This window comes from Mycobacterium triplex, from assembly GCF_000689255.1.
Classification (GTDB): domain Bacteria; phylum Actinomycetota; class Actinomycetes; order Mycobacteriales; family Mycobacteriaceae; genus Mycobacterium; species Mycobacterium triplex.
Genome location: NZ_HG964446.1, coordinates 236,511 through 262,820 on the forward strand (window position 1 = coordinate 236,511; position 26,310 = coordinate 262,820).

General features: G+C 66.1%; 32 protein-coding genes and 3 tRNA genes. 20 read left to right on the forward strand and 15 right to left on the reverse strand.

Annotated elements, in window-relative coordinates; translation table 11 throughout:
• Positions 1 to 1,881, reverse strand: coding sequence for an alkyl/aryl-sulfatase (locus BN973_RS01085; RefSeq protein WP_169718171.1), 1,881 nt, complete (start codon positions 1,879 to 1,881; stop codon positions 1 to 3).
• Between the two features lie 168 nt (positions 1,882 to 2,049).
• On the opposite strand from BN973_RS01085, the gene BN973_RS01090 reads away from it, so the two are divergent.
• Positions 2,050 to 2,526 (forward strand): lipoprotein LpqH, encoded by a 477-nt coding sequence (locus tag BN973_RS01090; RefSeq protein WP_036465378.1) that lies wholly within the window; start codon positions 2,050 to 2,052, stop codon positions 2,524 to 2,526.
• Between the two features lie 27 nt (positions 2,527 to 2,553).
• Here BN973_RS01090 and BN973_RS01095 read toward each other — a convergent pair whose 3' ends face one another.
• The 6 genes from BN973_RS01095 to BN973_RS01110 all read right to left on the reverse strand — a co-directional run bounded on the left by BN973_RS01095 (position 2,554) and on the right by BN973_RS01110 (position 6,173).
• Positions 2,554 to 4,047: a sensor histidine kinase gene (locus BN973_RS01095; RefSeq protein ID WP_051641057.1), complete on the reverse strand. Its 1,494-nt coding sequence runs from the start codon at positions 4,045 to 4,047 to the stop codon at positions 2,554 to 2,556.
• Positions 4,025 to 4,729 (reverse strand): two-component system response regulator TcrX, encoded by a 705-nt coding sequence (tcrX, locus tag BN973_RS01100; protein ID WP_036465379.1) that lies wholly within the window; start codon positions 4,727 to 4,729, stop codon positions 4,025 to 4,027. The genes BN973_RS01095 and tcrX overlap by 23 nt, the downstream gene beginning before the upstream one ends.
• A 112-nt stretch (positions 4,730 to 4,841) precedes the next feature.
• Positions 4,842 to 4,997 (reverse strand): DUF6131 family protein, encoded by a 156-nt coding sequence (locus BN973_RS31320; protein ID WP_169718170.1) that lies wholly within the window; start codon positions 4,995 to 4,997, stop codon positions 4,842 to 4,844.
• Positions 4,998 to 5,008: 11 nt separating this feature from the next.
• The gene (locus BN973_RS31525; RefSeq protein WP_084163251.1) at positions 5,009 to 5,245 is read right to left on the reverse strand and encodes a hypothetical protein; all 237 of its coding nucleotides are present in this window, start codon (positions 5,243 to 5,245) and stop codon (positions 5,009 to 5,011) included.
• A gap of 96 nt (positions 5,246 to 5,341) precedes the next feature.
• A complete protein-coding gene (locus BN973_RS01105) occupies positions 5,342 to 5,752 on the reverse strand; it encodes an MmcQ/YjbR family DNA-binding protein (RefSeq protein WP_036465380.1) in 411 nt (136 codons plus the stop codon).
• A 10-nt stretch (positions 5,753 to 5,762) separates the two neighbouring features.
• Entirely contained in the window at positions 5,763 to 6,173 is a 411-nt protein-coding gene (locus BN973_RS01110; RefSeq protein ID WP_084163252.1) for a MarR family winged helix-turn-helix transcriptional regulator, read from the reverse strand.
• Positions 6,174 to 6,264: 91 nt separating this feature from the next.
• On the opposite strand from BN973_RS01110, the gene BN973_RS01115 reads away from it, so the two are divergent.
• Positions 6,265 to 7,215 carry a quinone oxidoreductase family protein gene (locus BN973_RS01115; protein ID WP_036465382.1) on the forward strand — a complete coding sequence of 317 codons (951 nt, stop codon included), beginning with the start codon at positions 6,265 to 6,267 and terminating at the stop codon, positions 7,213 to 7,215.
• Here the strand turns inward: BN973_RS01115 and BN973_RS01120 are convergent.
• Positions 7,212 to 8,153: a class I SAM-dependent methyltransferase gene (locus BN973_RS01120; RefSeq protein WP_036465384.1), complete on the reverse strand. Its 942-nt coding sequence runs from the start codon at positions 8,151 to 8,153 to the stop codon at positions 7,212 to 7,214. The two genes, BN973_RS01115 and BN973_RS01120, sit on opposite strands and share 4 nt — an antisense overlap.
• A gap of 127 nt (positions 8,154 to 8,280) precedes the next feature.
• On the opposite strand from BN973_RS01120, the gene BN973_RS01125 reads away from it, so the two are divergent.
• The 6 genes from BN973_RS01125 (at position 8,281) to BN973_RS32060 (ending at position 11,261) form a co-directional block, all read left to right on the forward strand.
• Positions 8,281 to 8,628, forward strand: a complete 348-nt coding sequence (locus BN973_RS01125) for a nuclear transport factor 2 family protein (protein WP_036465385.1) — start codon at positions 8,281 to 8,283, stop codon at positions 8,626 to 8,628.
• Between the two features lie 47 nt (positions 8,629 to 8,675).
• Positions 8,676 to 9,671, forward strand: a complete 996-nt coding sequence (locus BN973_RS01130) for a phosphotransferase family protein (RefSeq protein WP_139830045.1) — start codon at positions 8,676 to 8,678, stop codon at positions 9,669 to 9,671.
• An 11-nt stretch (positions 9,672 to 9,682) separates the two neighbouring features.
• Positions 9,683 to 10,153: a hypothetical protein gene (locus BN973_RS30225; protein ID WP_084163254.1), complete on the forward strand. Its 471-nt coding sequence runs from the start codon at positions 9,683 to 9,685 to the stop codon at positions 10,151 to 10,153.
• A 21-nt stretch (positions 10,154 to 10,174) separates the two neighbouring features.
• The gene (locus BN973_RS01140) at positions 10,175 to 10,393 is read left to right on the forward strand and encodes a hypothetical protein (protein WP_051641058.1); all 219 of its coding nucleotides are present in this window, start codon (positions 10,175 to 10,177) and stop codon (positions 10,391 to 10,393) included.
• Between the two features lie 100 nt (positions 10,394 to 10,493).
• Positions 10,494 to 10,901 (forward strand): hypothetical protein, encoded by a 408-nt coding sequence (locus BN973_RS01145; protein ID WP_036465388.1) that lies wholly within the window; start codon positions 10,494 to 10,496, stop codon positions 10,899 to 10,901.
• 81 nt (positions 10,902 to 10,982) lie between these two features.
• Positions 10,983 to 11,261, forward strand: coding sequence for a hypothetical protein (locus BN973_RS32060; RefSeq protein ID WP_084163255.1), 279 nt, complete (start codon positions 10,983 to 10,985; stop codon positions 11,259 to 11,261).
• Positions 11,262 to 11,274: 13 nt separating this feature from the next.
• Here the strand turns inward: BN973_RS32060 and BN973_RS01150 are convergent.
• Positions 11,275 to 11,347 (reverse strand) — tRNA-Arg (locus BN973_RS01150).
• Positions 11,348 to 11,381: 34 nt separating this feature from the next.
• Positions 11,382 to 11,470: transfer RNA gene (locus tag BN973_RS01155), tRNA-Ser, on the reverse strand.
• An 89-nt stretch (positions 11,471 to 11,559) separates the two neighbouring features.
• Between BN973_RS01155 and BN973_RS01160 the strand changes: the two genes are divergently transcribed.
• Positions 11,560 to 12,633: a pyridoxal phosphate-dependent aminotransferase gene (locus tag BN973_RS01160; protein WP_036465389.1), complete on the forward strand. Its 1,074-nt coding sequence runs from the start codon at positions 11,560 to 11,562 to the stop codon at positions 12,631 to 12,633.
• Positions 12,630 to 13,103 carry a DUF4334 domain-containing protein gene (locus BN973_RS01165; RefSeq protein ID WP_036465391.1) on the forward strand — a complete coding sequence of 158 codons (474 nt, stop codon included), beginning with the start codon at positions 12,630 to 12,632 and terminating at the stop codon, positions 13,101 to 13,103. Before BN973_RS01160 ends, BN973_RS01165 begins: the two co-directional genes overlap by 4 nt.
• A 104-nt stretch (positions 13,104 to 13,207) precedes the next feature.
• On the opposite strand, the gene BN973_RS30915 is transcribed toward BN973_RS01165, so the two are convergent.
• Both BN973_RS30915 and BN973_RS29805 read right to left on the reverse strand, forming a co-directional pair.
• Positions 13,208 to 13,366 carry a hypothetical protein gene (locus BN973_RS30915; RefSeq protein ID WP_156959157.1) on the reverse strand — a complete coding sequence of 53 codons (159 nt, stop codon included), beginning with the start codon at positions 13,364 to 13,366 and terminating at the stop codon, positions 13,208 to 13,210.
• Between the two features lie 83 nt (positions 13,367 to 13,449).
• A complete protein-coding gene (locus BN973_RS29805) occupies positions 13,450 to 13,695 on the reverse strand; it encodes a hypothetical protein (protein ID WP_051641060.1) in 246 nt (81 codons plus the stop codon).
• 130 nt (positions 13,696 to 13,825) lie between these two features.
• On the opposite strand from BN973_RS29805, the gene BN973_RS01175 reads away from it, so the two are divergent.
• Positions 13,826 to 14,728 carry a LysR family transcriptional regulator gene (locus tag BN973_RS01175; RefSeq protein ID WP_036465393.1) on the forward strand — a complete coding sequence of 301 codons (903 nt, stop codon included), beginning with the start codon at positions 13,826 to 13,828 and terminating at the stop codon, positions 14,726 to 14,728.
• A gap of 2 nt (positions 14,729 to 14,730) precedes the next feature.
• On the opposite strand, the gene BN973_RS01180 is transcribed toward BN973_RS01175, so the two are convergent.
• Positions 14,731 to 15,315, reverse strand: a complete 585-nt coding sequence (locus BN973_RS01180; RefSeq protein WP_198048876.1) for a TIGR03086 family metal-binding protein — start codon at positions 15,313 to 15,315, stop codon at positions 14,731 to 14,733.
• Positions 15,316 to 15,338: 23 nt separating this feature from the next.
• Between BN973_RS01180 and BN973_RS01185 the strand changes: the two genes are divergently transcribed.
• The 3 genes from BN973_RS01185 (at position 15,339) to BN973_RS01195 (ending at position 18,564) form a co-directional block, all read left to right on the forward strand.
• Positions 15,339 to 16,163, forward strand: coding sequence for a crotonase/enoyl-CoA hydratase family protein (locus BN973_RS01185; RefSeq protein WP_036465396.1), 825 nt, complete (start codon positions 15,339 to 15,341; stop codon positions 16,161 to 16,163).
• A gap of 46 nt (positions 16,164 to 16,209) precedes the next feature.
• A complete protein-coding gene (gene lipE, locus BN973_RS01190) occupies positions 16,210 to 17,448 on the forward strand; it encodes a lipase LipE (RefSeq protein ID WP_036465397.1) in 1,239 nt (412 codons plus the stop codon).
• A 93-nt stretch (positions 17,449 to 17,541) separates the two neighbouring features.
• Entirely contained in the window at positions 17,542 to 18,564 is a 1,023-nt protein-coding gene (locus BN973_RS01195; RefSeq protein WP_036465398.1) for a baeRF2 domain-containing protein, read from the forward strand.
• A 6-nt stretch (positions 18,565 to 18,570) separates the two neighbouring features.
• Here BN973_RS01195 and BN973_RS01200 read toward each other — a convergent pair.
• A tRNA-Ser gene (locus tag BN973_RS01200) sits at positions 18,571 to 18,657 on the reverse strand.
• Positions 18,658 to 18,693: 36 nt separating this feature from the next.
• On the opposite strand from BN973_RS01200, the gene BN973_RS01205 reads away from it, so the two are divergent.
• Positions 18,694 to 19,674 (forward strand): NAD(P)H-quinone oxidoreductase, encoded by a 981-nt coding sequence (locus BN973_RS01205; protein ID WP_036465399.1) that lies wholly within the window; start codon positions 18,694 to 18,696, stop codon positions 19,672 to 19,674.
• Between the two features lie 159 nt (positions 19,675 to 19,833).
• On the opposite strand, the gene BN973_RS01210 is transcribed toward BN973_RS01205, so the two are convergent.
• Complete coding sequence (locus BN973_RS01210; RefSeq protein ID WP_036465400.1) at positions 19,834 to 21,030, reverse strand: cysteine desulfurase-like protein; 1,197 nt, start codon at positions 21,028 to 21,030, stop codon at positions 19,834 to 19,836.
• A 117-nt stretch (positions 21,031 to 21,147) separates the two neighbouring features.
• On the opposite strand from BN973_RS01210, the gene BN973_RS01215 reads away from it, so the two are divergent.
• From BN973_RS01215 to wzm, 5 genes are read left to right on the forward strand one after another with little or no spacing between them, the layout of a single operon-like run.
• A complete protein-coding gene (locus BN973_RS01215) occupies positions 21,148 to 23,121 on the forward strand; it encodes a DUF6541 family protein (protein WP_036465401.1) in 1,974 nt (657 codons plus the stop codon).
• Positions 23,122 to 23,133: 12 nt separating this feature from the next.
• On the forward strand, positions 23,134 to 23,682 hold the full coding sequence (locus tag BN973_RS01220; protein ID WP_051641061.1) for a bacterial proteasome activator family protein: 549 nt from the start codon (positions 23,134 to 23,136) through the stop codon (positions 23,680 to 23,682).
• Positions 23,683 to 23,699: 17 nt separating this feature from the next.
• Positions 23,700 to 24,503 carry a galactan export ABC transporter ATP-binding subunit Wzt/RfbE gene (wzt, locus tag BN973_RS01225; RefSeq protein ID WP_036465402.1) on the forward strand — a complete coding sequence of 268 codons (804 nt, stop codon included), beginning with the start codon at positions 23,700 to 23,702 and terminating at the stop codon, positions 24,501 to 24,503.
• Positions 24,500 to 25,414, forward strand: a complete 915-nt coding sequence (glfT1, locus tag BN973_RS01230) for a galactofuranosyltransferase GlfT1 (RefSeq protein ID WP_036465403.1) — start codon at positions 24,500 to 24,502, stop codon at positions 25,412 to 25,414. Before wzt ends, glfT1 begins: the two co-directional genes overlap by 4 nt.
• The gene (wzm, locus tag BN973_RS01235; protein ID WP_036465404.1) at positions 25,411 to 26,241 is read left to right on the forward strand and encodes a galactan export ABC transporter permease subunit Wzm/RfbD; all 831 of its coding nucleotides are present in this window, start codon (positions 25,411 to 25,413) and stop codon (positions 26,239 to 26,241) included. The genes glfT1 and wzm overlap by 4 nt, the downstream gene beginning before the upstream one ends.
• Positions 26,242 to 26,310: the final 69 nt, after the last annotated feature.

Sequence of the window (26,310 nt, forward strand, 5' to 3'; positions counted from 1 at the left end):
CTACGGCGTGACGATGTTGAACTTCGGGTTCGGCTCTTCGAGCACGTCGAGAAACAGCTGCAGCGCGTTCTGATCGCCGGAGATGTCCAGACCCGGCGACGTGAAGTCGCCCATGGCCGTCTTCAGCAAGCGAAACTTGGTGTCCAGCTTGACCGTAACGGTCGCCGTTGCGGGGTCGGCCGCGACGTTGCGATAGACGAGCACCCCGTTGCGCAGGGCGAGCCGGTAGTTGGTGGCCAGATCGGCGAAGGTGATGTCGATGGAGATATCGAGGTCCCAACTGCGGGGCCCGTTGACGCGGATGGCGAGACCGTCGAAGATTTGCTCAGGCGTCAGCTGGGACAGCATCGTCGACGACGTGATCTGGCCCGCCGACCCGAAGTTGCCCTCGCGCAATTCGGTTGCCCCGCTCATGAAGAAGTTGCGCCACGTCGCATTCTCGGCGCCGTAGCCGAGTTGCTCCAAGGTATCCGCGTACAGCGCACGCGCCGCGGCATGCTCACTGTCGGTGAAGACGGCATGATCCAGCAGCGTTGCCGCCCAACGGAAATCGCCGGCGTCGAATGCCGCCTGGGCTAGCTCGACCACGCGGTCGATTCCACCCATCGCGTCGACATAGCGAGGCGCGAGGGCCTCGGGGGGATGCGGCCAGAGCCGGCCCGGGTTGCCGTCGAACCAGCCCATGTAGCGCTGGTAGACGGCCTTGACGTTATGGCTCACCGACCCGTAATAGCCCCGGGTATGCCATGCCCGATCCAAAGCCGGTGGCATCTGGAACATTTCGGCAATTTCGACGCCGGTGTAGCCCTGGTTGAGCAGGCGCAACGTCTGGTCGTGCAGATAGGCGTAGAGGTCGCGCTGCAGCGACAGGAAATTGACGATGTTTTCCTGTCCCCAGGTCGGCCAATGGTGCGAGGCGAACACGACATCGGCGCGACCGGCGAACGCGTCGATGGCCTCGGTGAGATAGCCCGCCCAGGCGTGCGGGTCGCGGACCAGTGCCCCGCGCAAGGTGAGCAGGTTGTGCAGGTTGTGGGTGGCGTTTTCGGCCATGCACAGCGCGCGAAAACGTGGGAAGTAGAAATGCATTTCAGCAGGAGCCTCGGTGCCGGGCGCCATCTGGAATTCGATCTCGACGCCGTCGATGGTGTGCGTCTCGCCGGTCTCCCGGATGTCGACGGTGGGCACGATGATTGCCACCTCGCCCGTCGACGGAAGCTGGCCGAGCCCGCAGCCCACCTGCTCCTGGGGTCCGCGCGCCAACAGGCTGCCGTACATGTAGGTCGCGCGACGCAGCATGGCGGGCCCGGCATAGACGTTCTCCTGCACGGCGTGCGCGGTGAATCCTTCCGGCGCCAGCACGGCGACCGCGCCGGCATCCACGTCCGCCTGCGAAGTCACCCCCAGCACCCCGCCGAAATGGTCGACGTGGCTGTGGGTGTAGATCACCGCGACCACCGGGCGATCGGCGCCGCGGTGGGTGCGGTACAGATCCAGGGCCGCGGCGGCCACCTCGGTGGACACCAGCGGATCGATGACGATGATCCCGGTGTCACCCTCGACGAAAGTGACGTTGGAGATGTCGAACCCGCGAACCTGATAGATGCCCGGGACCACCTCGTACAGGCCTTGTTTGGCGTTGAGGATCGATTGCCGCCACAGGCTGGGATGCACTGAGGTTGGCGCGTCGCCGGCGAGGAAGGCGTAGACATCGTTGTCCCACACCACTCGTCCGTCAGCGGCCTTGATGACGCAGGGAGACAGGGACGCGATGAATCCACGATCGGCGTTGTCGAAATCCGTTGTGTCATCCCAGGGCAGGGCATGTGCGCGGTGCGCAGACTCGATGGCTGCGGTGGGGGGCTTGTGGTCCACCGGCACTACATTGCCATTAACCGGCCCGTGCCCGAAAGGATGTGTTGAGAGCCGACGGGTTAACCGAGACGAAACAATTTCGCGGAACCTCTTTTATGCGGCCCGGCAAACGCGGCATACTGCGTTGACGGCCCTCATCGTTGAGGACCGCAACGATCGGGCAAAGGAGAACAGGTGAAGCGTGAACTGACGGTCGCGGTAGCCGGAGCTGCAATTCTGGTCGCCGGAATTTCCGGCTGTTCGAGCGACAAGAAGAGTTCGAGTGGGTCCTCGTCGGGCGCAAGCACTTCGGCCAGCTCCAGCGGAGGTGGCGGTACGAAGGTGATTGTCGACGGTAAGGACCAGAACGTGAGCGGCTCGGTCGTGTGCACAACGGCAGCCGGCAGCATCAACATCGCAATCGGCGGGGCCGCGACCGGCATCGCTGCGGTGCTGACCGACGCCAACCCGCCCCAGGTGACATCCGTTGGGCTGGGCAATGTCAACGGCGTGACGCTCGCGTACGCCGCGGCTGGTGGTGGCGGCAACGCCTCGGCCACCAAGAACGGCAACAGCTACAAGATCACCGGTACCGCCACGGGCGTCGACATGGCCAACCCCACGCAGCCGGTGAACAAGCCCTTCGAAATCGACGTAACCTGCACTAGCTAAGCGAGGCCGCGGTCGGTTGCCACCCTTCTAAATGACACTGAGTGGCAACCGCACCGTGAACTCGGTATGACCGGGTGAGCTGTCGACGGCGATCGTCCCGTTGTGCGCCTTGACGACAGCGGAGACGATCGCCAGCCCCAGCCCGGTACTGCCACCCTTGCGCGAGCGGGAGGTATCGCCGCGGGCGAACCGCTCGAATATCTCCGACTGCAGACCCGCCGGAATGCCGGGGCCGTTGTCGATCACCTGCAGCACGCTGTGCGTCGCCTCGGTGCTCAACCGCGTCGTGACGACGGTTCCCGAGCCGGTGTGGATCCGCGCGTTGGCAAGCAGATTGGTCAACACCTGATGCAGCCGGGCCGCGTCGCCGACGACGACCACCGGTTCCTCGGGCAGGTCGAGCTCCCACTGATGATCCGGTCCCGCGACGTGCGCGTCACTGACCGCGTCGACCGCCACTCGCGACAGGTCGACGGGTTCGCGCTCCAATGGCCGGCCGGAGTCCAGCCGGGCCAACAGCAGTAAATCCTCGACGAGCCGCGTTATCCGCTCGGTCTCCGACGCGACACGGCTCATCGCATGCGCCACCGCCTCCCGGTCGTCGCCCATCCGTTGCGTGAGTTCGGTGTAGCCGCGGATTGCGGCCAGCGGCGTGCGCAACTCGTGACTCGCGTCGGCGACGAACTGCCGGACCCTTGTCTCGCTGGCCTGCCGCGCCGAGAGCGCGGCCGCGATGTGGTCGAGCATTCGGTTCAGCGCCGACCCGAGTTGGCCCACCTCGGTAGAGGGGTTGGCGTCGGATTCGGGAACGCGCACCGGCAGTTCGACCTCGCCGCGGTCCAACGGCAGATTCGAAACCCGGCGCGCGGTTTGGGCGACGCGGCGCAGCGGCGCGAGTGCTCGCCTGATGATCACCATCCCCGCGATCGTCGCTGCGGCCAATGCGATTACGGTGACGACGCCGAAAATGACCAGCATCTGGATCAGGGTCGCGTCGACCTGGTCCATGGACAGCCCGGTGACGATCACGTCGCCGCCGCGCCGGCTCGGAGCCGCGACGACGCGGTACCGCCCGAGGCCGTCGAGATCCACGGTCACCGGCTTGCGGCTGCCGGCAATGGCCGCCAGCTGATCCTGGGCCTTGTCGGTCAGCGCCGCCCGGGAACCGATGCTGGTCAGATAGCCCGCGTCGACCGTCTTACCGTCGCTGACGACCGCGGCGACCATGCCCGCCGGCTGCCCGGGAGCGTCGAGGAACCGTGGGCCGGGGCCCGGCCGCGGGTTGAAGCCGTGGTCGTGACGCCATCCCGGTCGGTTCGGTTCGGGGTACATCAGCGCCGAGCGGTGCGACGTCCCGCCCAACTGTCCGTCCAGCTGACGTATCAAGTGATGGTTCAGCGAAAGTTCGGTTGCCGTGGTGATTCCGACGCAGACCAGGGCGAGAACGATGACCTGCCCAACCAGGAGCCGTAGCCGCAGCGACCAGACTCGCCGTGCCCTAGATGGCGGGCTTGAGGACATAACCCGCCCCGCGCAGCGTGTGGATCATCGGGTCGCGGCCGTTGTCGATCTTCTTGCGCAAGTAGGAGATATACAGCTCGACGATGTTGGACCGACCACCGAAGTCGTAACTCCACACCCGGTCCAGAATCTGCGCCTTGCTCAGCACCCGCTTGGAATTGCGCATCATGAACCGCAGCAGCTCAAACTCGGTGGAAGTCAACGAAACCGGCTCACCGGCGCGGGTAACCTCGTGGCTGTCCTCGTCCAACACCAAGTCACCGACGACAAGCTGTGCGCCGCTGTCCACCGTGGTGACGCCGGTGCGCCGCAACAACGCGCGCAACCGCAGCACGACCTCTTCGATGCTGAACGGCTTGGTGACATAGTCGTCGCCACCAGCGGTCAACCCCGCGATGCGATCTTCGACCGCATCCTTGGCCGTCAACAACAGCACCGGCAGCTGCGGATTCTCTTCGCGCAGTTTGTGTAACACATCGAGCCCGCTCATATCGGGCAGCATCACGTCGAGTACGACGACGTCGGGGCGCTGGGCACGGGCCGAGGCGATGGCCGACGATCCGTCCCCGGCTGTCGCGATGTTCCAGCCCTCGTACCGCAGCGCCATCGACACCATTTCGGCCAACACGGATTCGTCATCGACGACCAGCACGTTGATCGGATTGCCGTCCGCGCGGCACATGACAACGCGCTCCACGGAGGTTCGAGGCTGCGTCACAGGTTCCAGTATCCGCGTCCGACTGGGCCGACGCTATGACATTCCTTTGTGTGTCCTGTGAAACAGCAGGTGGTGCCTAGTACCAGTACCGCCTGCCGGCGACCGGGCGGCCGATCGAGCCGAGGATCCACATCACCGCGCCGATGACGATCAGGACAATGCCGATCGTCCACAGCAAAGGAATGGCGAACAGATATCCGAGAATGAGTAGGACTACGCCCAAGACGATCATGACGACTTCCTTTACGTGAGCGACTCTAGATTGCTGTGCATTGAACTGGGTTGCGGCACATGGCAATCCTTGACTTTGGGGTTGACGCCCCCGTAGTTCAACGGCCCCGCGACCACTGTCAGCGCGATGTTTCCCGCTGTGACACAATTTGTTTGCCCAGTTTCGAAGTATCCACGTTTCCATGCCGCGAGGACTCCGACGAGCAGCCACACCAGGACGATCGCGCCGATTATTCCGCGACCACGCATCGTGACCTCCGTTGTGTTCGAGAACGATATTCCCGTCGCCTAGCGATACCCGTTGGACGTATGTCTAAACCTCGCCGTGGCTAACTTCTGGGCCGTCTACGAGTGGGCCGCCAGCCAATCCGCGGCCCGCCTCTTGGAGGCCCGGGACAGCCACGCGTCCTGGATCAGCTCGGCAAGTTCGGTCGTCGTGATTTCCGCCAGCCGGCTGCCACGCACCAGCACCGAGGGATGGCCGTCGAAGTGGGCGGTGGTGAAGAACGGCGAGCCGGGGTCCTGAACCAACGCCAGCTTGTCGCTTTCCGAGTCCACCCACAGCATGATCACGTCGGCGTAGCGTTCGCCGGTGTCCGGATCGGTCGCGTCGGGCTGCGGCGTACGAAAGAACACGAACGACTTGCCGCCCACCTGATAGATCGCGTTGCCCTTGGGCCCGTCCAGCCGTTTCACGTGCGGCATCGACGCGGCGATCCGATGCACATCGCTTACCCGAGCGGATCGATCGGCCATGGCGGCGACCTTAGCGCTCAAGCATTTTCGCCAACAGCTCGGTGAGTCGCTTCTGGTCGGCGGCGCCAAGCCGGCCGATGATGGGCTCCATCAGCTCACCGATCTGCGCGATGATCCGTACCTCGAGTCGGCGCGCCTGGGCGGTGAGACTGACCCGCACCGAACGGCCGTCGACGGCGTCGGTGGTCTTGCGCACCAGTCCGCGCTGGACCGCGCGGTCGATGAGCCCGCTGACGGTCGAGCGTTCCAGCCCGAGATGCGTCGCAAGTTCGGCCATCGTGGGTTCGCGATCACGCAGGATGCCGAGGACCCGCAGCTGGGTCAGGGATAGATCATGCTCGGCGGCAACACGATTCAGCACCGCGATCACCCCGAACGACACCTGCACAAGATTGTCCCTGAGATCGTCGTCCGACTCCACGCCGTTGACTATACCTTGAAATAGTTCGTAATGCCATTTAATCTAGTTCGTGTTACCAACTAAACTGCCGGCACCTCCGAGGAGCACCACCATGCACGCAGCCGTCGTCACCACATTCGCTCACCCGCCCGAATACCGCGAGTTCCCCACTCCCACTGCGCAAACCACCGACGAGATGGTGGTCGACGTGATCGCCGCAGGCCTACATCCGCGGGTGCGGTCCCAGGCCGACGGCTCGCACTACACCAGCACCGGCGCGTTACCCCTGGTCCCCGGCATCGACGGGGTGGGGCGCGCGCCCGACGGCACGATCCGCTACTTCGTGCTGCCCGACACCACGATGGGCGCGATGGCCGAACGGACCGTCATCGACCTGCGGCGCAGCATCGTGCTTCCGGATGGCGCCGATCCCATCCTGGTGGCTGCGGCGATGAACCCCGTCATGTCCGCCTGGCTGGCCCTGCGCCGGCGCATCGACTTCCAGCCCGGTCAATCCGTGTTGATCCTCGGCGCCACCGGAAGCTCGGGCCGGATGGCGGTGCAGGTCGCCAAACAATTCGGCGCCGTTCATATTATCGCGGCCGGGCGTGACGCGCAGCGGCTCGCGACCCTGCCGAAGCTGGGTGCCGACACTGTCGTCCGAATCGACAATGCCTCGGCGATAAACGATCTCGCGCAGGCGGCGCGCGACGTCGATGTCGTACTCGACTATCTGTGGGGTCCGGTCACCGCCGAGGTGATGGCCGGTATCGCCACCCACCGATCCGATCGCGGAAAGCCGCTCACCTGGATCGAGATCGGCTCGGTCGCCGGCGGCTCGGCCGAAATCTTGTCCGCGGCACTGCGTGCCGTGCGCCTGCAGATCGTGGGCAGCGGACAGGGCTCGGTCCCGACCCGCGACATTCTGGCCGAGCTGCCCGCCATCGCAACCGAAATCAGCAGCGGCGGTTTCGGACTCGACGCCCGCACCGTGCCGCTCGCCGACGTCGAAGCGGCATGGGCCGATCCCGACGCCGATCAGCGAATCGTCATCACGCCCTAGCGGCGGCGCTGCGCGGACACATACAGGGTGGGCGGCATGGCGTCGTCGGCGCCGTCCGGCAGGGCGCGGTCATAACGCGCCATCAACTCCGGGAAGCTTGCCGCCTGCACCTCCCAGCCATGCTCACGCAGCCATTCGTCGACCGGGGTGCGCTCCTCGGCGTACCAAAGGTCGTCCACGTCGGTGATCTCGGCGTCGACCACCTCGGCGATCGCGGCACGCATGCGCTGCATGTCTTCTCGCTGGCGCCGGACCCGCTCGGGGTCGGTAAAGCCTTTGTCCGGCACGTTGGACGCCAGCCAGCTGCCCGGCGCGCTGAGCGAATGTATGCGCTCGAACAACAGGTCTTGTGCCTGCGATGGCAGGTAGCGCACGAGCCCTTCGGCCGACCAAACGCTGGGTTTCGATGGGTCAAACCCGGCTTCCCGCAACGCCTTTGGCCAGTCCTGACGCAGATCGATCGGTATGGTCACCAGCATTGCGGTGGGGTCCGCGCCGTGTTGTTTCAACGTGGCCGTCTTGAAGTCGAGCACCTTGGGCTGGTCGAGTTCGTACACCACGGTGCCGGCCGGCCACGGCAGCCGCCACGAACGGGCGTCAAGCCCCGACGCCAGGATCACCACCTGGCGGACACCGGCGTCGGCCGCACCGAGAAAGAACTCGTCGAAGAACGCCGTCCGGGTGGCCATGAAGTCGACCATCAACTGTGTCCGCATGCGCACCTCGGGCTCGATCTCGACCGCCTTGGCCAACAACTCGGGATCGGCGTAGACGCTCCACATCCCCTCCCCCACGGCATTGACGAAGACGCGTGCGAACGGGTCATTGATGAGCGGATTCTCGCTCTCGGTCTCGGCGGCGCGGGCCGCCGCAACGCCGAGCGCGGTGGATCCCACGCTCTGCGTGATGTCCCAGGAATCGTTGTCGGTGCGCGGCATCGCCAGTCCTCTCCCACCCTGATAGTCGATTGCGTTCACTATTCTTCCAGCCACCGAGGGGTCTTGGCACTCGCTGAGGGTCACTTACGCTGTCTTCACAGAGGGCCCACAGGTAAGGAGTGCCGCGATGACCCGGACACCAGAGGAAGTCTTCGCTCACCACGGGCAGGCGCTTGTCGCGGGCGATCTCGACGAGATCGTCGCCGATTACACCGACGATTCGGTGCTGATCAGCCCCGACGGCGTCGCACGCGGCAAGGACGGCATCCGCGGCGTCTTCGTCACCTTGCTTCGTGACCTGCCGAATGCGGCATGGGAGCTCAAGACCCAGCTCTTCGACGGCGACGTGTTGTTCCTCGAATGGGCCGCCGAGTCGGCGACCAACCGGGTCGACGACGGCGTCGACACCTTCGTCTTCCGCGACGGCATGATCCGCGCGCAGACCGTCCGGTACACACCGAAACGTCGCGAGTAGGTTCACACCCCGTGGAGCACGTGGACTTGGACGCCGTCGCGGAATGGATGTCTCGGCAGGGGTTGGGCGACGGTCCGCTGCAGGACGTGTCGGCCGTCACGGGCGGCACGCAGAACGTGATGCTGCGGTTCACCCGCGCCGGAAGGCCCTATGTGCTGCGGCGCGGGCCGCGACACCTGCGTCCGCGCAGCAACAACGTGATCCTGCGAGAGACCAAAGTCCTTGCGGCGCTTGCCGGTTCCGACGTCCCACACCCGCACCTGATCGCGGCCTGCGACGATCCCACCGTGCTTGGCGATGCCGTCTTCTACCTGATGGACCCGGTCGACGGCTTCAACGCCGGCGAGGGGCTGCTACCGCTGCACGCCGACGATGCCAAGGTGCGCCACGGCATGGGCCTGTCGATGGCCGACTCGCTGGCCAAGCTGGGTGCCATCGACCACGTCGCGGTGGGTCTCGCCGATTTCGGTAAGCCGGAGGGCTTCCTGGAACGCCAGGTGCCGCGCTGGCTTGGGGAGCTGGACTCCTACCGCCAGTACGACGGCTATCCCGGGCCGCAGATCCCCGGCATCGAGGAAGTCTCGGCCTGGCTGGAACGCCACCGGCCGACGAGCTGGAAACCCGGGATCATGCACGGCGACTACCACTCGGCCAACGTGATGTTCTCCCGCACCGGGCCGGATGTCGTCGCGATCGTCGACTGGGAGATGTGCACGATCGGTGACCCGCTGCTGGATCTGGGCTGGCTGCTGACCACCTGGCGCCAGCCGGACGGTTCCAGTGTGTTCAGCCACGCGCTGAGCAGTCAGGACGGGTTGGCCAGCACCGACGAGCTGTTCGAGCGTTACGCCGCCAACACCACCCGCGACTTGTCGCACATCACCTGGTACACCGTGCTGGCCTGCTTCAAGCTGGGCATCGTCATCGAGGGCACGCTGGCCCGCGCCTGCGCCGGTAAGGCGGAGAGAGAAGTCGGCGATGTACTGCACGCGGCCACGGTGCACCTGTTCGAGCGCGCGCTGACCCAGATCGACAACGGCTAGCATCGTTGGACGTGCCTCCTTACCCAGAGGAACCCGACTACTACTCCGAACCGACGATGGCGGCGCGCTACGGCGGCGGTTATGACCCCGCGCCCGAGCCGGAACCCCCGACACCGTGGTATCGCCGCCCGCTGGCGCTGGTCGCGGCCGGCGCACTAGGGGTGATCGTGCTGGGCCTGGCGGCCTACGCGGTCGTCACATTAGTGAGCGGTTCGCCGGCCCCGAGTCCGACGACCACGACAACGCCCACACCGTCGCTCACCACCACGGCCGTCGCGCCCACTCGGCACCACCCACCAGGTGGCGGAGGCGGGCCCGCGCCGACCCAGACCGTGACGGAAACGGCGCCGCCGCCGAGCACGGACACTCCCACGACGACGGTCCCGCCGAGCACCGTCACGCTCTCGCCGAGCACGGAGACCAGCACGGTTACCCAGACGGTGACCGTGCCGACGCGGCGGCCGTTCGAGCCACGGCCGTAGTGGCTCGGTAGGGTCGAGGCCATGAATCGGTTCGAGCGCGGCCTGGCGCGGATACGGGACATGCGCTTTGACCTATACGAGCAGCCGTTGCGGCAGGTGAGCCTGGAGCTCAAGATCGTGTTCGTCGCGGTCCACCTGCCGATCGCCGGCGGCAAGACGCTCAGAATCCCGATGATCGCGACGGTTGGGCCCATGCCCGACAAGTCCACCGGCTCGGACGCCGACGACGCTGCTCGTTAACGGTCTGTGGAACAACGGATTACAGGTTCGACCGGCCGTCTCCGCCGGCACTGACCGTCAGTAAGGTCACATTCCGACGCTACGGCTCGAGGAGCTGCTGATGGGCACCGGAGACGACCTCGAATTCACGTCGGACGCGCTGGGGTTCACGCCGATGACAGCCGACGAAGAGCCGGATCACGTCATGAGGACCTGCGGAGTGTGCGGCGGATATTTCCCCACCAAGCCGGGCAGTGCCTTTGACCGCGCCGCGCTGTGCCAAGCGCACCTGCTGGTGACGCATGCGCTGGTGCGCCGCGACGGCGCCGCCTGGACGGAGTTTGACCACGACCCGTACACCCGCCGCGAGCTGGACAGCGGGCCGGGACTGACCCGGGCGTGCCGGGCGTGGTTGGACAGCAACGGCATCACCTCCGGCGAATGGAAGGTGGAGGCGCGCGGCGCTGACACCGGCGACAAGCTGGCCGAATCCGAGGTCGTCAACCTTGCCGAAAAGCCGCCGAACTGAGCATTGATCGACGGGTTACGCAGCGTCAGATGCTGCGATTACGATCTGCGCAGGGGGGCAGCCTACAGATTCGAGTCAGCCATGGAACCCACCCGACGCCTGGTCGCTGGATTCATCACGGCCGTCGCGCTGACGATCGCCGCTGCGACATTTGCCTCCGCACCGACCGCGACCGCCGATCCCATCTGTGGAGCGCCGGGAACGCCGCCGTGCGCGGGTCCTAGTCCGTTGACGCCTGAGCAACAGTGCGCGTTTATCGCGTGGAGATCGATGATGCCGTGCAACTGGCTCGGAATGCAGGTGCCCGTCGGGACGCCGGGCAGTTGGGACAACCCTCCGGCCCCGCCGCCGCAGCCTTGAGACATCACATGAGCGCGCCCGAAGGGATTCGAACCCCTAACCTTCTGATCCGTAGTCAGATGCTCTATCCGTTGAGCTACGGGCGCCGGTACTTCAGTTGTGTCCCCGGAAGGACGTCAGCGGAGGCGAGAGGATTTGAACCTCCGGTCCCCTTTAGGGGGGACAACTCATTAGCAGTGAGCCCCATTCGGCCGCTCTGGCACGCCTCCCTTGGACTTCATGAGGGTACCCGACTCGATACGGGCGTCCCTGAACCGCCGGAGGCATAGCGTACACAGCGGGGACATATGCTGTCGAAGTGACTGCCCGCCTACGGCCGGAGCTGGCCGGGCTGCCAGTTTACGTTCCGGGCAAGACGGTGCCGGGTTCGATGAAACTGGCCAGCAACGAGACGGTATTCGGCCCGCTGCCCAGTGTCCGCGCCGCCATCGAGCAAGCGACCGACAACGTCAACCGCTACCCCGACAACGGCTGCGTGCAACTCAAGGCGGCGCTGGCCAAACATCTCGGCCCGGGCTTCGACCCGGAGAACGTCGCCGTCGCCGCCGGCTCGGTCAGCCTCTGCCAGCAGCTGGTGCAGATCACCGCCTCGGCCGGCGACGAGGTGATCTTCGGCTGGCGCAGCTTCGAGCTCTACCCGCCGCTGGTCCAGGTTGCCGGCGCGACCGCGGTCAAGGTGGCGCTGACCGACCACACCTTCGACCTCTACGCGATGCTCGCCGCGATCACCGAACACACGCGGCTGATCTTCGTCTGCAATCCCAACAACCCGACCTCGACCGTCGTCGACCCGGACGCACTGGCCCGGTTTGTCGAGGCCGTTCCGCCGCACATCGTGATCGCGATCGACGAGGCCTACGTCGAATACATTCGCGACGGCATGCTGCCCGACAGCCTGGGCCTGGTCCACGCCCGTGACAACGTCGTTGTGCTGCGCACCTTTTCGAAGGCCTACGGGCTGGCCGGCCTGCGGGTCGGCTATGCGGTGGGCCACCCCGACCTGATCACGGCCTTGGACCAGGTGTTCGTCCCATTCTCGGTGACCAACGTCTCGCAGGCCGCCGCGATCGCATCGCTGGACGCCGCCGACGAATTGTTGGTCCGCACCGACGCGCTGGTCGCCGACCGCGTTCGGGTGAGCGCCGCGTTGCGGGACGCCGGATACACATTGCCGCCGTCGCAGGCGAACTTCGTCTGGCTGCCGTTGGGGCACCGCACCCGGGATTTCGTGACGCGGGCGGCCGACGCGGGGATCGTCGTTCGCCAATACGGCGACGACGGGGCGCGCGTGTCCATCGGTGCGCCGACCGAAAACGATGCGCTGCTGGCATTTGCCCGCGACTGGATAGCACACCCGGAGGTTGCCGAATGAGCCTGGCCCGCAAGCGCTTCAACGAGTTCAAGGAACGCAACGGCAAGATCGCCGACGCCGAGCTCGACGACTATTGGGCAACCCTGGAGCCCGCGACCATCGACGAGATGATGGGCGAGTGGAAGGGCGGCGAGTTCCTCACCGGTCACATGATGAACGGGCAACTGGAGAAGGTCGGCTGGTTCGGCAAGACCTTCACCTCGGCAAGCGACGTACAGCCGTTGGTCTGCCTCGACGCCGACGGAAACAAGTTCTCCAACAAGGAGATGGGCAAGGGCGAGGCCAGCCTCTGGCTGGAAGAATTCCGCGGCGAGGTCACCGCCACAATGGTTTACGACGGCCAGCCCGTGCACGACCACTTCAAGAAGATCGACGACGACGCCGTGATGGGCATCATGAACGGCAAGGGTGTGCTGGACTTCCAGGACGGGGTGGGCCGGTATTACTACTTCTTCCTCGAGCGGGTATAGATCCCGGCAGCGCATCAGTCGTCAGCGTTTGGGTATCGGGCGGCGAACACTTCGGGCTGCGCCGCGGCAGCTTCTTTCCGGCGTCCCCAATTCGATGAATTCCGTTACGAAATCGCGCAATCCCCCGACATCGGTGATCCCGACTTCCTGCAGGACATCCGGCACAGCGGCGCCGCCAAGAAAACTCCATTGGCCGGCCAGCCCTTTTTGTAGGCCAAGTCCGCCAGCACGACTATCTCCGCCGCAAGTTCGGTTTCGGTCATGCTGGTCACTTTCGACGACAGACGGACCCGTTGGGTTCTTCCGTCCATCAGCGCTGCGACCGACACCGTCTTCGGCGGGTTGGTCACCGTGAACAGGGGCTTCCGTCCACCTCGTTCTCATTCTCTTCCTCCTCCTGTTTGGCAGCCCGGGTTTGCGCACGCATCGCATCCAGCGTGTCGTCGGGCTGGGCAGGCGCGTAACCGCGCAGTGCAGCAGCGACCGAGTCCCCGCCGCTGACATCCTCGCCGGCGGATTTGCCGGTGCCGGAGAAATTCAGGGCCGAGGCAATGCCCCCGTGGTCGTCATCATTTCCGAAATGGTGAGGCATTGTGTCCTTCTATCCGTCCGGATTGGCAACGGGCAAGAACTAGTTGGGCAGCATCCCGTCGTCGAGATTCTCGCGCAGCTCGCTCTGGCACCTGCTGCTATTTGTGAAATGAATCGTTAGCATGTACTCCATGCGTACTACGCATATCGATCAGGTGGACCTGAATCTGCTGCCCCCTTTGGTGGCCCTGCTGGAAGAACAACACGTCTCGCGAGCCGCCGAGCGGGTCCGGTTGAGCCAGCCCGCGATGAGCCGCGCCCTGCAGCGGCTGCGCCGGCACTTCGGCGACGAACTGCTGGTGCGCGGCCCCGAAGGCTACTCGCTGACCCCGCGAGCCGAGCGTCTGCGCGACCAACTCACCACGGCGGTAACGCATTTGGAGCAGCTGTTTGCGAATGAGGCGTTCGACCCGGCCACGGCCGCACAGTCGTTTCGCCTCGCGGTCAGCGACTACACCGTCGCCACGTTCGGCCCCGGACTGATCCGCGAAGTGCTGGCCGAATCACCCAATTCGACGGTGCGTTGCGAAGTCCTCGACGAGCACGCCTTCGACAAGCTCGACGCGGGCACCCTGGACCTGGCGATCTACGGGCGGGTGCCACCCGAAAGATACTGCAGCGAACACCTTTTCAGCGATCGCTTCGTCTGCGTCGTCGCCGCCGGGCACCCACTCGCCGGCCAGACATCCGTGTCGCTGTCAACGTATCTGCGCTGGCCGCACTTGACCATCGACATCGGCCAGCCATGGATCGACCGGGCACTCGAGCCGCTCGGCGTCACGCGCCGGGTGGCCGTCAGCATGCCCTATTTCGCCTTGGCGCCAAGCATTTTGCCGGGCACCGACCTCCTGTTGACGGTTCCGGAGCGGGTTGCCCGCAGGAATGCCGACCCCGCGCAGACCCGCATCCTCGCGGCGCCCCGGGAGTTGAGCCAGCTCGAGTTCTACGCCGTGTGGCACCCGCGCTTCGATCAGGATCCCTCCCACAGCTGGCTACGAGGGGTGGTCCGTCGCGCGTCCGAATCGACGCCTTGAATTTACCGGGCGGGGTTGCGTCCGGTGAATGCGACGAGCTTCTCCAAGGCCCCGGCGGCGTCGGGCACGTCCACTGGATCGTCGAACCCCGCCGTGCCGCGGAATTCCGGCCGGATGGTTTTATGCGCCAGGTCCAGCACGTACTCGGACAACGGCTGGGGGGCATCGAGTTCATGTCCCACCGCGACGGCGTAATCCCATGCGTGGACCAAAAATTCGATCGAAAAGATACCGCACGCCGACTTGGCCGGTATCTCGCTGTTGCCGAACGGCACCGTGCCGTCCAAGCCGTGGCGGTGCCACGCGTCCAACGCCGGGCGGGCCGCGAGGATGATCTGCCGTTCCACCGAATCGCTCTCGTCGCGCTCCGGCATCTCCGCGCCGACCATGCCGCCGATGCCACTGATCGACTTGAGCAGATGCTCGGTCAACCGCGTCACGTCGAACTCGGTGCAGGGCGTCTGCTTGGACAGATCGTCGCTGGAGATGGGATGCAGCACGCGCTGCAAGATCCCTAGCGTGTCCTCGGCGCTGTGCAGTTCATCCGTGGGCGGGGAGTGAGGTCCGGGCCGCAAATCACGAGGCATATTCGCCACGCTACGGTCTCGATATGGGCGATACCTACGAATCCGTCACCATCGAGATCAAAGACCACGTCGCGCAGGTGACGTTGATCGGACCGGGCAAGGGCAATGCGATGGGCCCCGCCTTCTGGGCGGAGATGCCGGACGTGTTCGGGACGCTGGACGCCGACCGTGACGTGCGCGCCATCGTGATCACCGGGTCGGGCAAAAACTTCAGCTACGGCTTGGATCTGCCCGCGATGGGCGGCACGTTCGCCCCGTTGATGGCCGACGGAGCGTTGGCCCGCCCGCGCACGGAGTTCCACACCGAGCTCAGGCGGATGCAGGGTGCGATCACCGCGGTCGCCGACTGCCGCACCCCGACCATCGCCTCGGTGCACGGCTGGTGCATAGGCGGCGGCGTCGACCTGATCTCGGCGGTCGATATCCGCTACGCCAGCGCCGACGCCAAGTTCTCGGTCCGGGAAGTCAGACTGGCCATCGTCGCCGACGTCGGCAGCCTGGCCCGGCTGCCGCTGATCCTCAACGACGGCCATCTGCGCGAGCTGGCGCTGACCGGCAAAGACATCGACGCGGCCCGTGCCGAGAAAATCGGGCTGGTCAACGACGTGTACGACGACGCCGACAAGACGCTGGCCGCCGCGCATGCGACCGCCGCGGAGATCGCCGCCAACCCGCCGCTGGCCGTGTACGGCGTCAAGGACGTGCTCGACCAGCAGCGCACCGCGGCGGTGTCGGAGAGCCTGCGCTACGTTGCCGCCTGGAACTCGGCCTTCTTGCCGTCCAAGGACCTGACCGAAGGCATCCAGGCGACGTTCGCCAAGCGTCCGCCGCAGTTCACCGGGGAGTAGGGGCGCGCCACGTACCCTCGCGGGGGTGGCGAATACGACCGCTAGTTTGACGACCCCGGACGGCAAGATCCGTGTTCCGGCCGACCTGGACTCGGTGACGGCGCTCGGCGACGAGGACCACTCCGAAATCGGCAGCGCGGCCGTCGAACGCATCTGGCAGGCCGCCCGGCACTGGTACCGGGCGGGTATGCACCCGGCGATCCAGCTGTGCATTCGGCACCGCGGACGCGTCGTGCTCAACCGCGCGATCGGCCACGGCTGGGGCAACGCGCCCACCGACAGCCCCGACGCCGAGCAGGTCCCCGTCACGACGGACACACCGTTCTGCGTGTACTCGGCGGCCAAGAGCATCGCCGCAACCGTGGTGCACATGCTGGTCGAGCGGGGTGTCTTTTCCCTCGACGACCGGGTCTGCGACTACATGCCCACCTTCACCAGCCATGGCAAGGACCGCATCACGATCCGGCACGTAATGACCCACAGCGCCGGCCTGCCGTTTCCGACCGGACCCTTGCCGGACCTCAAACGCGCCGACGATCACGAGTACGTGCAGCAGATGCTGAGCAATCTGCGGCCGCTGTACCGGCCCGGGTTGATCCACCTGTACCACGCGCTGACCTGGGGTCCGCTGATTCGCGAGATCGTCTACACGGCCGCGGGCAAGGACATCCGCGAGATTCTGGCCGCCGAAGTCCTTGACCCGCTGGGTTTTCGGTGGACCAATTTCGGCGTCGCCAAACAAGACCTCGACCTGGTCGCCCCGAGCCATGCCACCGGCCGGCCCTTGCCGCCGTTGATCGCCCAGATCTTCCGTAAGGCCATCGGCGGCACGGTGCACGAGATGATCCCGGTGACCAACGCGCCGTTCTTCTTGACCACGGTGATCCCGTCGTCCAATACCGTCTCAACCGCCAACGAGATGTCCCGCTTCGCCGAAATCTGGCGCCGCTACGGCGAACTCGACGGTGTGCGGGTAATGCAGGCGGAAACGCTGCGGGGCGCGGTCACCGAATCCCGGCGGCTGCGGCCTGATTTCGCGGTCGGGCTGATGCCGGCCCGCTGGGGTACCGGCTTCATTCTCGGCACCAACCGGTGGGGTCCGTTCGGGCGCAACGCGCCGGAAGCATTCGGCAGTCTGGGCTTGAGCAACATCGCGATCTGGGCCGACCCCGAACGCAGCCTGGCCGCCGGTCTGATCAGCAGCGGCAAACCGGGCCGCGACCCCGAGCTACGCCGTTACACAGCGCTGATGAACACCATCGCGGCACAGATTCCGACCGATTGAGCACAACGCCAGGTGGGAACACTCTCTCTCTTCGACGACACCGAAGGCGGGTAATTGCGTTTTACGTCTAGGCCATTCGGGCAACAATGATGTGTGGATTCGGATCGCTTTCGCGAGCTGCTCGGTGCGCCCGGGCCATTCGCGTCGGTCTACTTCGAGGATTCCGATGACGACGGCGACCCCAGCCCCCGACTCGAGCTGACATGGCGCAAGCTGCGCAACGAACTCCAGCAGCACGGCGCGGCCGAATCAATAACCGCTGCAATCGAACACGCCGTCAAGCAATTGCGTTTGCCGATCGGCCGGGGTGGGCGCGCGGTGGTGGCCAGCGCCGGCGGTGTCGTACTCAACGAACACCTGCTCCGGCCAACCGCCGCGACAATAGTCCGAGTCTCCGAATTGCCGTATATCGTGCCCATCCTGGAATTCGGCGTTGCGCATTCGGACTATCTGCTGGTGGTGGCGGACCGGACCGGCGCGTTCATCACCAGCCACGTTGATGCCGCACGGTATTCAGAGGCCGTCGACGGTCGCGGCGCGAAGGGCCAACAGCTGCACACCGTCGCGCGGCGGATCGGCGAACTCGTGCACGACACGTCGTTCGGCGCGCTGTTCTTGGTCGGCGATGCGGACGCGCGTTCGACTCTGCTGACAGCGCTGCCCGAGCCGATCCGCAAGCGGGTGACGTCGCTGCCGATCGCGGGGCGGCGCGGCGGATACGACTTCGAAGAGATTCAGCGGGCCATCGACACCACGCTGCTGTGGCAGCGGCAGGGCGTTATGGACACCGCGGCGGCCCGCTTCACCGACGAACTGGCCCGGCGGTCCGGGCTGGCCGCCGAGGGACTCGCCGCGGTCTGCGCTGCCCTGCGGCAGGGCACCGTCGCCACGCTGATCATCGGCGACATCGACGACGCCACGGTGATCGCCGACGAAGGGCTGGCAACGGTCGCACCGAGCGCCGTCGCACGGTCGGGGCAAAGTGCCCCGACCGTCAGGACGCTGCGTGCGGACGAGGCGCTGCCCCTGTTGGCGATTTCGACCGGCGCATCGGTGGTTCGCATCGATGAGCGCATCACCCCGGCCGACGGGATCGGTGCCATTCTTCGCCGCTGAACAACGCGGTGGCGGAGGGATTTGAACCCCCGGACGGTGTTAGCCGTCTCTCGCTTTCAAGGCGAGTGCATTAGGCCGCTCTGCCACGCCACCGCTGACAAGGGTAGCGGGGCTAGTACCGTGGCCCGCATGCGCGCCATCGTCGCCGAATCCCCCGACCAACTCGTCTGGCAAGAGGTCCCCGATGCCTCCGCCGGGCCCGGCGAAGTCCTGATCAAGGTCACCGCGGCCGGCGTCAACCGCGCCGACGTGCTGCAGGCCGCCGGCAAGTATCCGCCTCCGCCTGGAGCGAGCGACATCATCGGCATGGAGGTGTCCGGCGTCATTTCAGAAATCGGGGCCGAATTGGGCTCCGGGGTCGCGGAATGGTCTGTCGGACAAGAGGTTTGCGCGCTGTTGGCGGGCGGTGGCTACGCCGAGTACGTCGCGGTTCCGGCCCACCAGGTGCTGCCCATCCCGGACGGCATCGGGCTGGAGGACGCCGCGGGGCTACCCGAGGTCGCCTGCACGGTGTGGTCGAACCTGGTGCTGACCGCGCACCTGGACAAGGGCCAGCTGCTGTTGATGCACGGCGGGGCCAGCGGTATCGGCACCCACGCTATTCAGGTCGCCCGGGCGCTGGGTGCCCGGGTGGCGGTCACCGCCGGTTCCGAGGAAAAGCTGCAAACCTGCCGCGACCTGGGCGCCGAGATCACCATCAACTACCGCGACGACGATTTCGTGGCGCGGCTGCAGGAGTACGGCGGCGCCGATGTGATCTTGGACATCATGGGTGCGTCGTATCTGGATCGCAATCTCGACGCCCTGGCCACCGACGGACAGCTGGTGATCATCGGGATGCAGGGCGGCCTCAAGGGCGAGCTGAACATCGGCAAGCTACTGCCCAAGCGGTTACGAGTCATCGGCACCACGCTGCGCGGCCGGCCGGTGTCCGGTCCGAACAGCAAGGGCGAGATCGTCGCCGCGGTAACGGAGTCGGTGTGGCCGATGATCGCCGACGGCCGGGTGCGGCCGTTCATCGGTGCGCGCATGCCGATTCAGCAAGCGGGACAAGCTCATCAGAAGCTGGTGGCCGGCGACGTGCACGGAAAGATCGTACTGACCGTCTAGCTTTCGCGCCGGATGCGCGGCAGTCGATCGTGCGCTCACGGCTGCCGGTGTGCGCCTCTGGCTTTCAATGTGCGCAGGCGGCTACATCCGCCCGGCGTGTCTGCGCCTGGCCGCACACCCAAAGCCGTGGATGCACACTCGACGCGAGCGCCGGGCTGTCTAGCCCAACGACGCCAGCGCCCGCACCAGCTGATCCACCTCGGCCGTCGTCGAGTAGTGCGCCAGCCCGACGGTCACCGCGCCGCCAACCTCGTTGGCGCCCAGCGCATCCAGCACGCGTGAACTCTCGTTGCAGACGGCCAGAATTCCGTTGTCCGCCAACCGCTGCACGACCCGCTCGGCGGGCACGCCCTGCAACGCGAAGCTGACGACCGGTATCCGCACCTCCGGGCGACCGATCAGCATCATCAGCGGCAACGACCGCAGCGAGACCATCAAGTAGTCGAAGATCCGGTTCAGATACAACGCGGCGGATTGCATCGACACCGAGAGCCGCTCGCGTCGGCTGCCGCGGGCCGACTCGTCCAATGCCGCAAGGTATTCGATGCTGGCGACCACGCCGGCCAGCAGACCGAACTGATGCGCACCCACTTCGAGGCGGGCCGGGCCGGTGGCGTTGGGATCGGTGGAGACCGAGCTGAACGAGTTGATCAGCGCCGGGTCGCGAAACACGATCGCGCCCACCGGCGGGCCGCCCCAGGCGAGAGCGTTCACCGCCACCACGTCGACCTCGGCTTCTTTGATGTCGAGCAGCCGGAAGGGTGCGGCCGCGGAATGATCGACGATCACCAACCCGCCCACGTCGTGGACCAGCTTGGTCATCGCCCGCAGATCGGTGACCGTGCCCAGCGTCCCCGACGCCGAAGTGACCGCGACCAATCGGGTCGACTTCCCGATCAGGCTCTCCCACTGCCACGTCGGCAGCTCACCGGTTTCGATGTCGACCTCGGCCCACTTCACCTTGGCGCCGTAGCGGTGCGCAGCCCGCAGCCACGGGGCGATGTTCGCCTCGTCGTCGAGACGGCTGACGACCACCTCGTAGCCCAGGCCGGCCCGCGACGACGACGCCTCGGCCAGTGAGGACATCAGGATCGCGCGGTCGGCGCCCAGCACGATGCCGGCCGGGTCGGCGTTGAACAGATCCGCCACGGCCGCTCGCGCGGCGTCCAGCACGGCCGCGCTGCGCTGGGCCGACGGGTGCGCTCCCACGGTGGTGGCACTGGAACGGCGGAATGCGGTGGAGACGGTGGTCGCAACGGAATCGGGGATCAACATCCCGGTCGGCGCGTCGAAGTGCACCCATCCGTCACCCAGTGACGGATGCAGTCCGCGCACCCGGGCGACGTCATAAGCCATGCAGCCACCTTAGAGCTTCCGCACTTGAGCGAAATTGTGACGGTAGCGGGTGCCACAGACGTCAGAACCAACCGGTGGCTGCCCGAGCCAGGTCACCCGGCCAGCCATACTAGTCCAGTGGGGCTGTGGATCGGAACGCTGATCGCACTGTTTTTGCTGATCGCCCCGGGCACAATCGTTGCGCGTATCGCCCAGCTAACGTGGCCAATCGCGGTCGCAGTTGGCCCGGCGCTGACCTACGGTGTCGTCGCGCTGGCGATCATCCCCTTTGGTGCGCTCGGAATCCCTTGGAACGGTTGGACTGCGCTCGCGGCGCTCGTTGTCGTGTGTGTGGTGGCGACGGGTTTGCAGCTGCTGCTCGCCCGCTACCGCGACACCGACGCCGAGGCGCGTGGCGTCGCCGGCTGGCCGGCGCTGGCGGTCGCGGCCGGGGTGCTGCTGGGCGCGCTGCTGATCATGTGGGCGGCCTACCGCGGGCTGGCCGCCCACTGGCAGACCGTCCCCAGCACCTGGGACGCGGTGTGGCATGCCAACGAGGTGCGCTTCATTCTCGACACCGGCCAGGCGTCCTCCACCCACATGGGCGAGCTGCGCAACGTCGAGACCCACCAGGCGCTGTACTACCCCTCGGTGTTCCACGCCCTGATCGCAGTGCTTTGCCAGCTCACCGGCGCGGCCCCGACCACGGGATACACCCTGGGCTCGGTGGCGGCCTCGATATGGCTGTTCCCGACCAGCGCGGCGATGCTGACCTGGCATCTGCTGCGCCCGGTCATGACGCCGGGCCGAACGGCCGCGGTCGCGGCGACGGCGGCCGCGCTGTCGGCGTCGTTCACCTCGGTGCCCTACGTCGAGTTCGGCGTGGCCGCGATGCCGAACCTGGCGGCCTACGGCGTCGCGATTCCGACGTTCGTGCTGATCACCTCCACGCTGCGGCATCGCGACCGCATCCCGCTGGCGGTGCTGGCGCTGACCGGCGTGCTGTCGGTGCACCTGACGGGTGGATTCATCGTCATCCTGTTTCTGTTGGGCTGGTGGCTGCTGGACGTGCTGTGGCATCCGGTGCGCGGCCGGCTCGCCGACGTCGCAATCCTGGCCGCCACCGCGGTGCCGACCGGGCTGATCCTGGCGCCGCAGTTCATCGGGGTGCTCAAGCAGGCCGACATCATCGCCGGGCATGCCTTCCCCAGCTTCAAGAGCGCCAAGCAGGGCGTCATCGATGCGCTGCTGCTGCACACCCGCCACCTCAACGATTTCCCCATCCAGTACGGCCTGGTCGTGCTGGTCTATCTCGGCATGGCCTATCTGCTGTACAAGCGCATCTGGTGGCCGCCGGCAGTCTGGCTGGTGCTGACCGTGGCGACCGTGTACTCGGGGGCCCCGTTTCACAACGCGGCCGGCGCGGCGATCGAGGAGTTCAGCCAGTTCTTCTACAACGATCCGCGCCGACTCACCTCGGTGGTGACGATGCTGGTGACACCGATGGCCGCCATCGCACTGTTCGGGGCCGTCGCGCTGGTGGTCGCCGTCGCCCGGCGCATCAACAACCGATTCAAGCAACTGCCCGCATCGGTCTGGGCCGCTACCACCGCGGTCCTGCTGGTGCTGACCACTGTCGTCACCGCGCGCCATTACCTCTATCGGCACCTGGTGCTGTTCGGCGACAAATACGACTCGGTGATGGTCGACCGGCGCGACCTGATGGCGATGGCGTACCTGGCGAAACTGCCCGGCGCGCGTGACACGCTGATCGGCAATGCCAACACCGACGGCACCGCCTGGATGTACGCCGTGGCCGATTTGCACCCGCTCTGGACGCACTACGACTTCCCGCAGCAGACCGGGCCGGGGCCCCAGCGCTACATTTTCTGGGCCTACGCCCGCCGCGGCGATTCCGACCCGAAGGTCGTCGAAGCGATAAAGGCGCTCAATATCCGCTACATCTACACCAGCTCGCCCACGGTTCGGGGGTTCGCCGTGCCCGACGGACTAGTGTCGCTGGAAAAATCGAAGTCGTGGGCGCTGATCTACGACAACGGTGGGGCCAGAATTTACGAATGGCGCGGAAACACCACACCGCCCCACCCCTAGAAGGACAAGAGGATGGTGACCGGATTGACTAACGGCAACGACGGCCCCGATGACGATGGCGTCGAGATCATCGGCGGCGTCGATCCGCGAATCATGGCGCTTCGCGATGCCGGCGACGACGACGATTCCGACGAGCGCTCCCTGACCGACCTTGTCGAGCAGCCCGCCAAGGTGATGCGCATCGGCACGATGATCAAGCAATTGCTCGAAGAGGTGCGGGCGGCACCGCTGGACGAAGCCAGCCGCAAACGGCTGCGCGACATCCACGCCACCAGCATCCGGGAGCTGGAAGACGGACTCGCGCCGGAACTTCGGGAGGAACTCGATCGCCTCACCCTGCCGTTCGGGGAGGACGCCGAGCCCTCGGACGCCGAGTTGCGCATCGCGCAGGCTCAGCTCGTCGGCTGGCTCGAGGGACTCTTCCACGGCATCCAGACCGCTCTGTTCGCCCAGCAGATGGCCGCTCGTGCGCAGCTCGAGCAGATGCGCCAGGGCGCCCTGCCGCCCGGGATCGGGCGATCGGGCCACGGCCCCGGTTCGGGCACCGGACAGTACCTGTAAGAGCAGAGCAGGCATCAGTGTCCGGTCCTCGCGCTCCGCGTATCGAGACCAGCAACGCGTGGGTGGAATTTCCCATCTTCGACGCGAAGTCGCGATCGTTGAAGAAGGCCTTCCTCGGCAAGGCCGGCGGCACGATCGGCCGCAACAACTCCAACGTCGTCGTCGTCGAGGCATTACGCGACATCACGATGTCGCTGGAGCTGGGCGACCGCGTCGGGCTGGTCGGACACAATGGGGCCGGGAAATCGACTCTGCTGCGCCTATTTTCGGGCATCTACGAACCGACCAGGGGGTGGGCGAGAGTCACCGGCCGGGTCGCGCCGGTGTTCGACCTCGGCGTCGGGATGGACCCCGAGATCTCCGGCTACGAGAACATCATCATCCGCGGCCTGTTCCTGGGGCAGACCCGAAAGCAGATGCTGGCCAAGGTCGACGAGATCGCCGAGTTCACCGAGCTCGGGGATTACCTGTCGATGCCGTTGCGGACGTATTCGACCGGGATGCGGGTCCGGCTCGCGCTGGGCGTGGTCACCAGCATCGACCCCGAGATCCTGTTGCTCGACGAGGGCATCGGCGCCGTCGACGCCGACTTCCTGAAGAAGGCGCAGTCCCGGTTGCAGGGCCTGGTGGAGCGGTCGGGAATCCTGGTTTTCGCAAGCCATTCCAACGAGTTCCTGGCCCGGCTGTGCAAGACCGCGATGTGGATCGACCACGGCGTCATCCGCCAAACCGGCGGTATCGAAGACGTGGTGCGCGCCTACGAGGGTGAGGACGCCGCACGGCACGTCCGCGAGGTGCTCGAAGAGACCGCCGCGGGATGAGTGGATCCATCTTCGCCGTCGTGGTCACCCACCGGCGCGCGCAAGAGCTCGCTGAATCGCTGGACATGCTCAGCGCGCAGACCCGGCTGCCCGATCATCTGATCGTCGTCGACAACGACGGCGGTGCCGATGGCCGCATCCGCGAACTGGTTGCCGCTCAACCGATCTCGACCACCTACCTGCCGTCGCGCCGAAACCTTGGGGGCGCAGGTGGTTTCGCGCTGGGCATGCTGCACGCGCTGGCGCAGGGTGCCGACTGGGTGTGGCTGGCCGACGACGACGGTCGCCCTCAGGACTCCCAGGTGCTGGCCACGTTGCTGGCCTGCGCCGACAAGCACGGCCTGGCCGAAGTTTCGCCGATGGTGTGCAACTCCGACGACCCGGAGCGGCTGGCGTTCCCACTGCGGCGTGGCCTGGTATGGCGCAGGCGCGCAAGCGAATTGCGTACCGAAGCGGGGCAGGATCTACTGCCCGGGATCGCCTCGCTGTTCAACGGCGCGCTGTTCCGGGCGTCCACGCTGGACGCGGTCGGCGTCCCGGACATGCGGCTGTTCATCCGCGGCGACGAGGTGGAACTGCACCGCCGGCTGGTGCGCTCCGGCCTGCCTTTTGGGACCTGCCTGGACACGATCTACCTGCATCCCTGCGGATCCGACGAGTTCCGGCCGATCCTGGGCGGACGGATGCACACGCAGTATCCCGACAACCCGACCAAGCGGTTCTACACCTACCGCAACCGCGGCTATCTGTTGTCCCAGCCGGGTCTGCGCAAGCTGCTGGTCCAGGAGTGGGTGCGGTTCGGTTGGTTCTTCCTGATATCCCGGCGCGACCCCAGCGGCCTGCTGGAGTGGATTCGGTTGCGCCGCTTGGGACGTCGTGAGCAGTTCGGCAAGCCTGGAGGAACCCCGTGACATTCATTGACGCCGCCGCACAGTCGCGGACCTTTACCCGGGCCCGCAACGACCTGGTCGACGGGTTTCGCCGTCGGGAGCTGTGGCTGCACCTGGGCTGGCAGGACATCAAGCAGCGTTACCGCCGCTCGGTGCTGGGACCGTTCTGGATCACCATCGCGACCGGCACCACGGCCGTCGCGATGGGCGGGCTGTATTCGAAGCTGTTCCACCTCGACCTGTCCGTGCATCTGCCGTATGTGACGCTCGGCCTGATCATCTGGAACCTGATCAACGCGGCCATCCTGGAAGGCGCCGACGTGTTCGTCGCCAACGAGGGTCTGATCAAACAGTTGCCGACGCCGTTGAGCGTGCATGTGTACCGGCTGGTGTGGCGGCAGATGATCCTGTTCGCTCATAACATCGTCATCTACCTCGTCGTCGCGATCATCTATCCCAAACCCTGGTCGTGGGCCGACCTTTCGGTGCTTCCGGCGTTGGCGTTGATCGTGCTCAATTGCATCTGGGTGTCGCTGTGCTTCGGCATTCTCGCGACCCGATACCGCGACATCGGCCCGCTGCTGTTCTCGATCGTGCAGCTGTTGTTCTTCATGACGCCGATCATCTGGAACGACGACACCTTGCGCCAGCAAGGAGCGGGCAGTTGGTCAAAGATCGTCGAACTCAACCCGCTGCTGCACTATCTCGATATCGTGCGTGCGCCGCTGCTGGGCGCTCACCAGGAGATACGGCACTGGACCGTGGTGCTGGCGCTGACCATCGTCGGCTGGCTCCTGGCGGCCTTCGCAATGCGCCAATACCGCGCCCGGGTGCCCTACTGGGTCTAGCGGTCGGCATCGCGAAGGCCGGCGTCGGTAGCCAAGTCAGCAGTTATCCACAACCGACGGCGCTAGCAA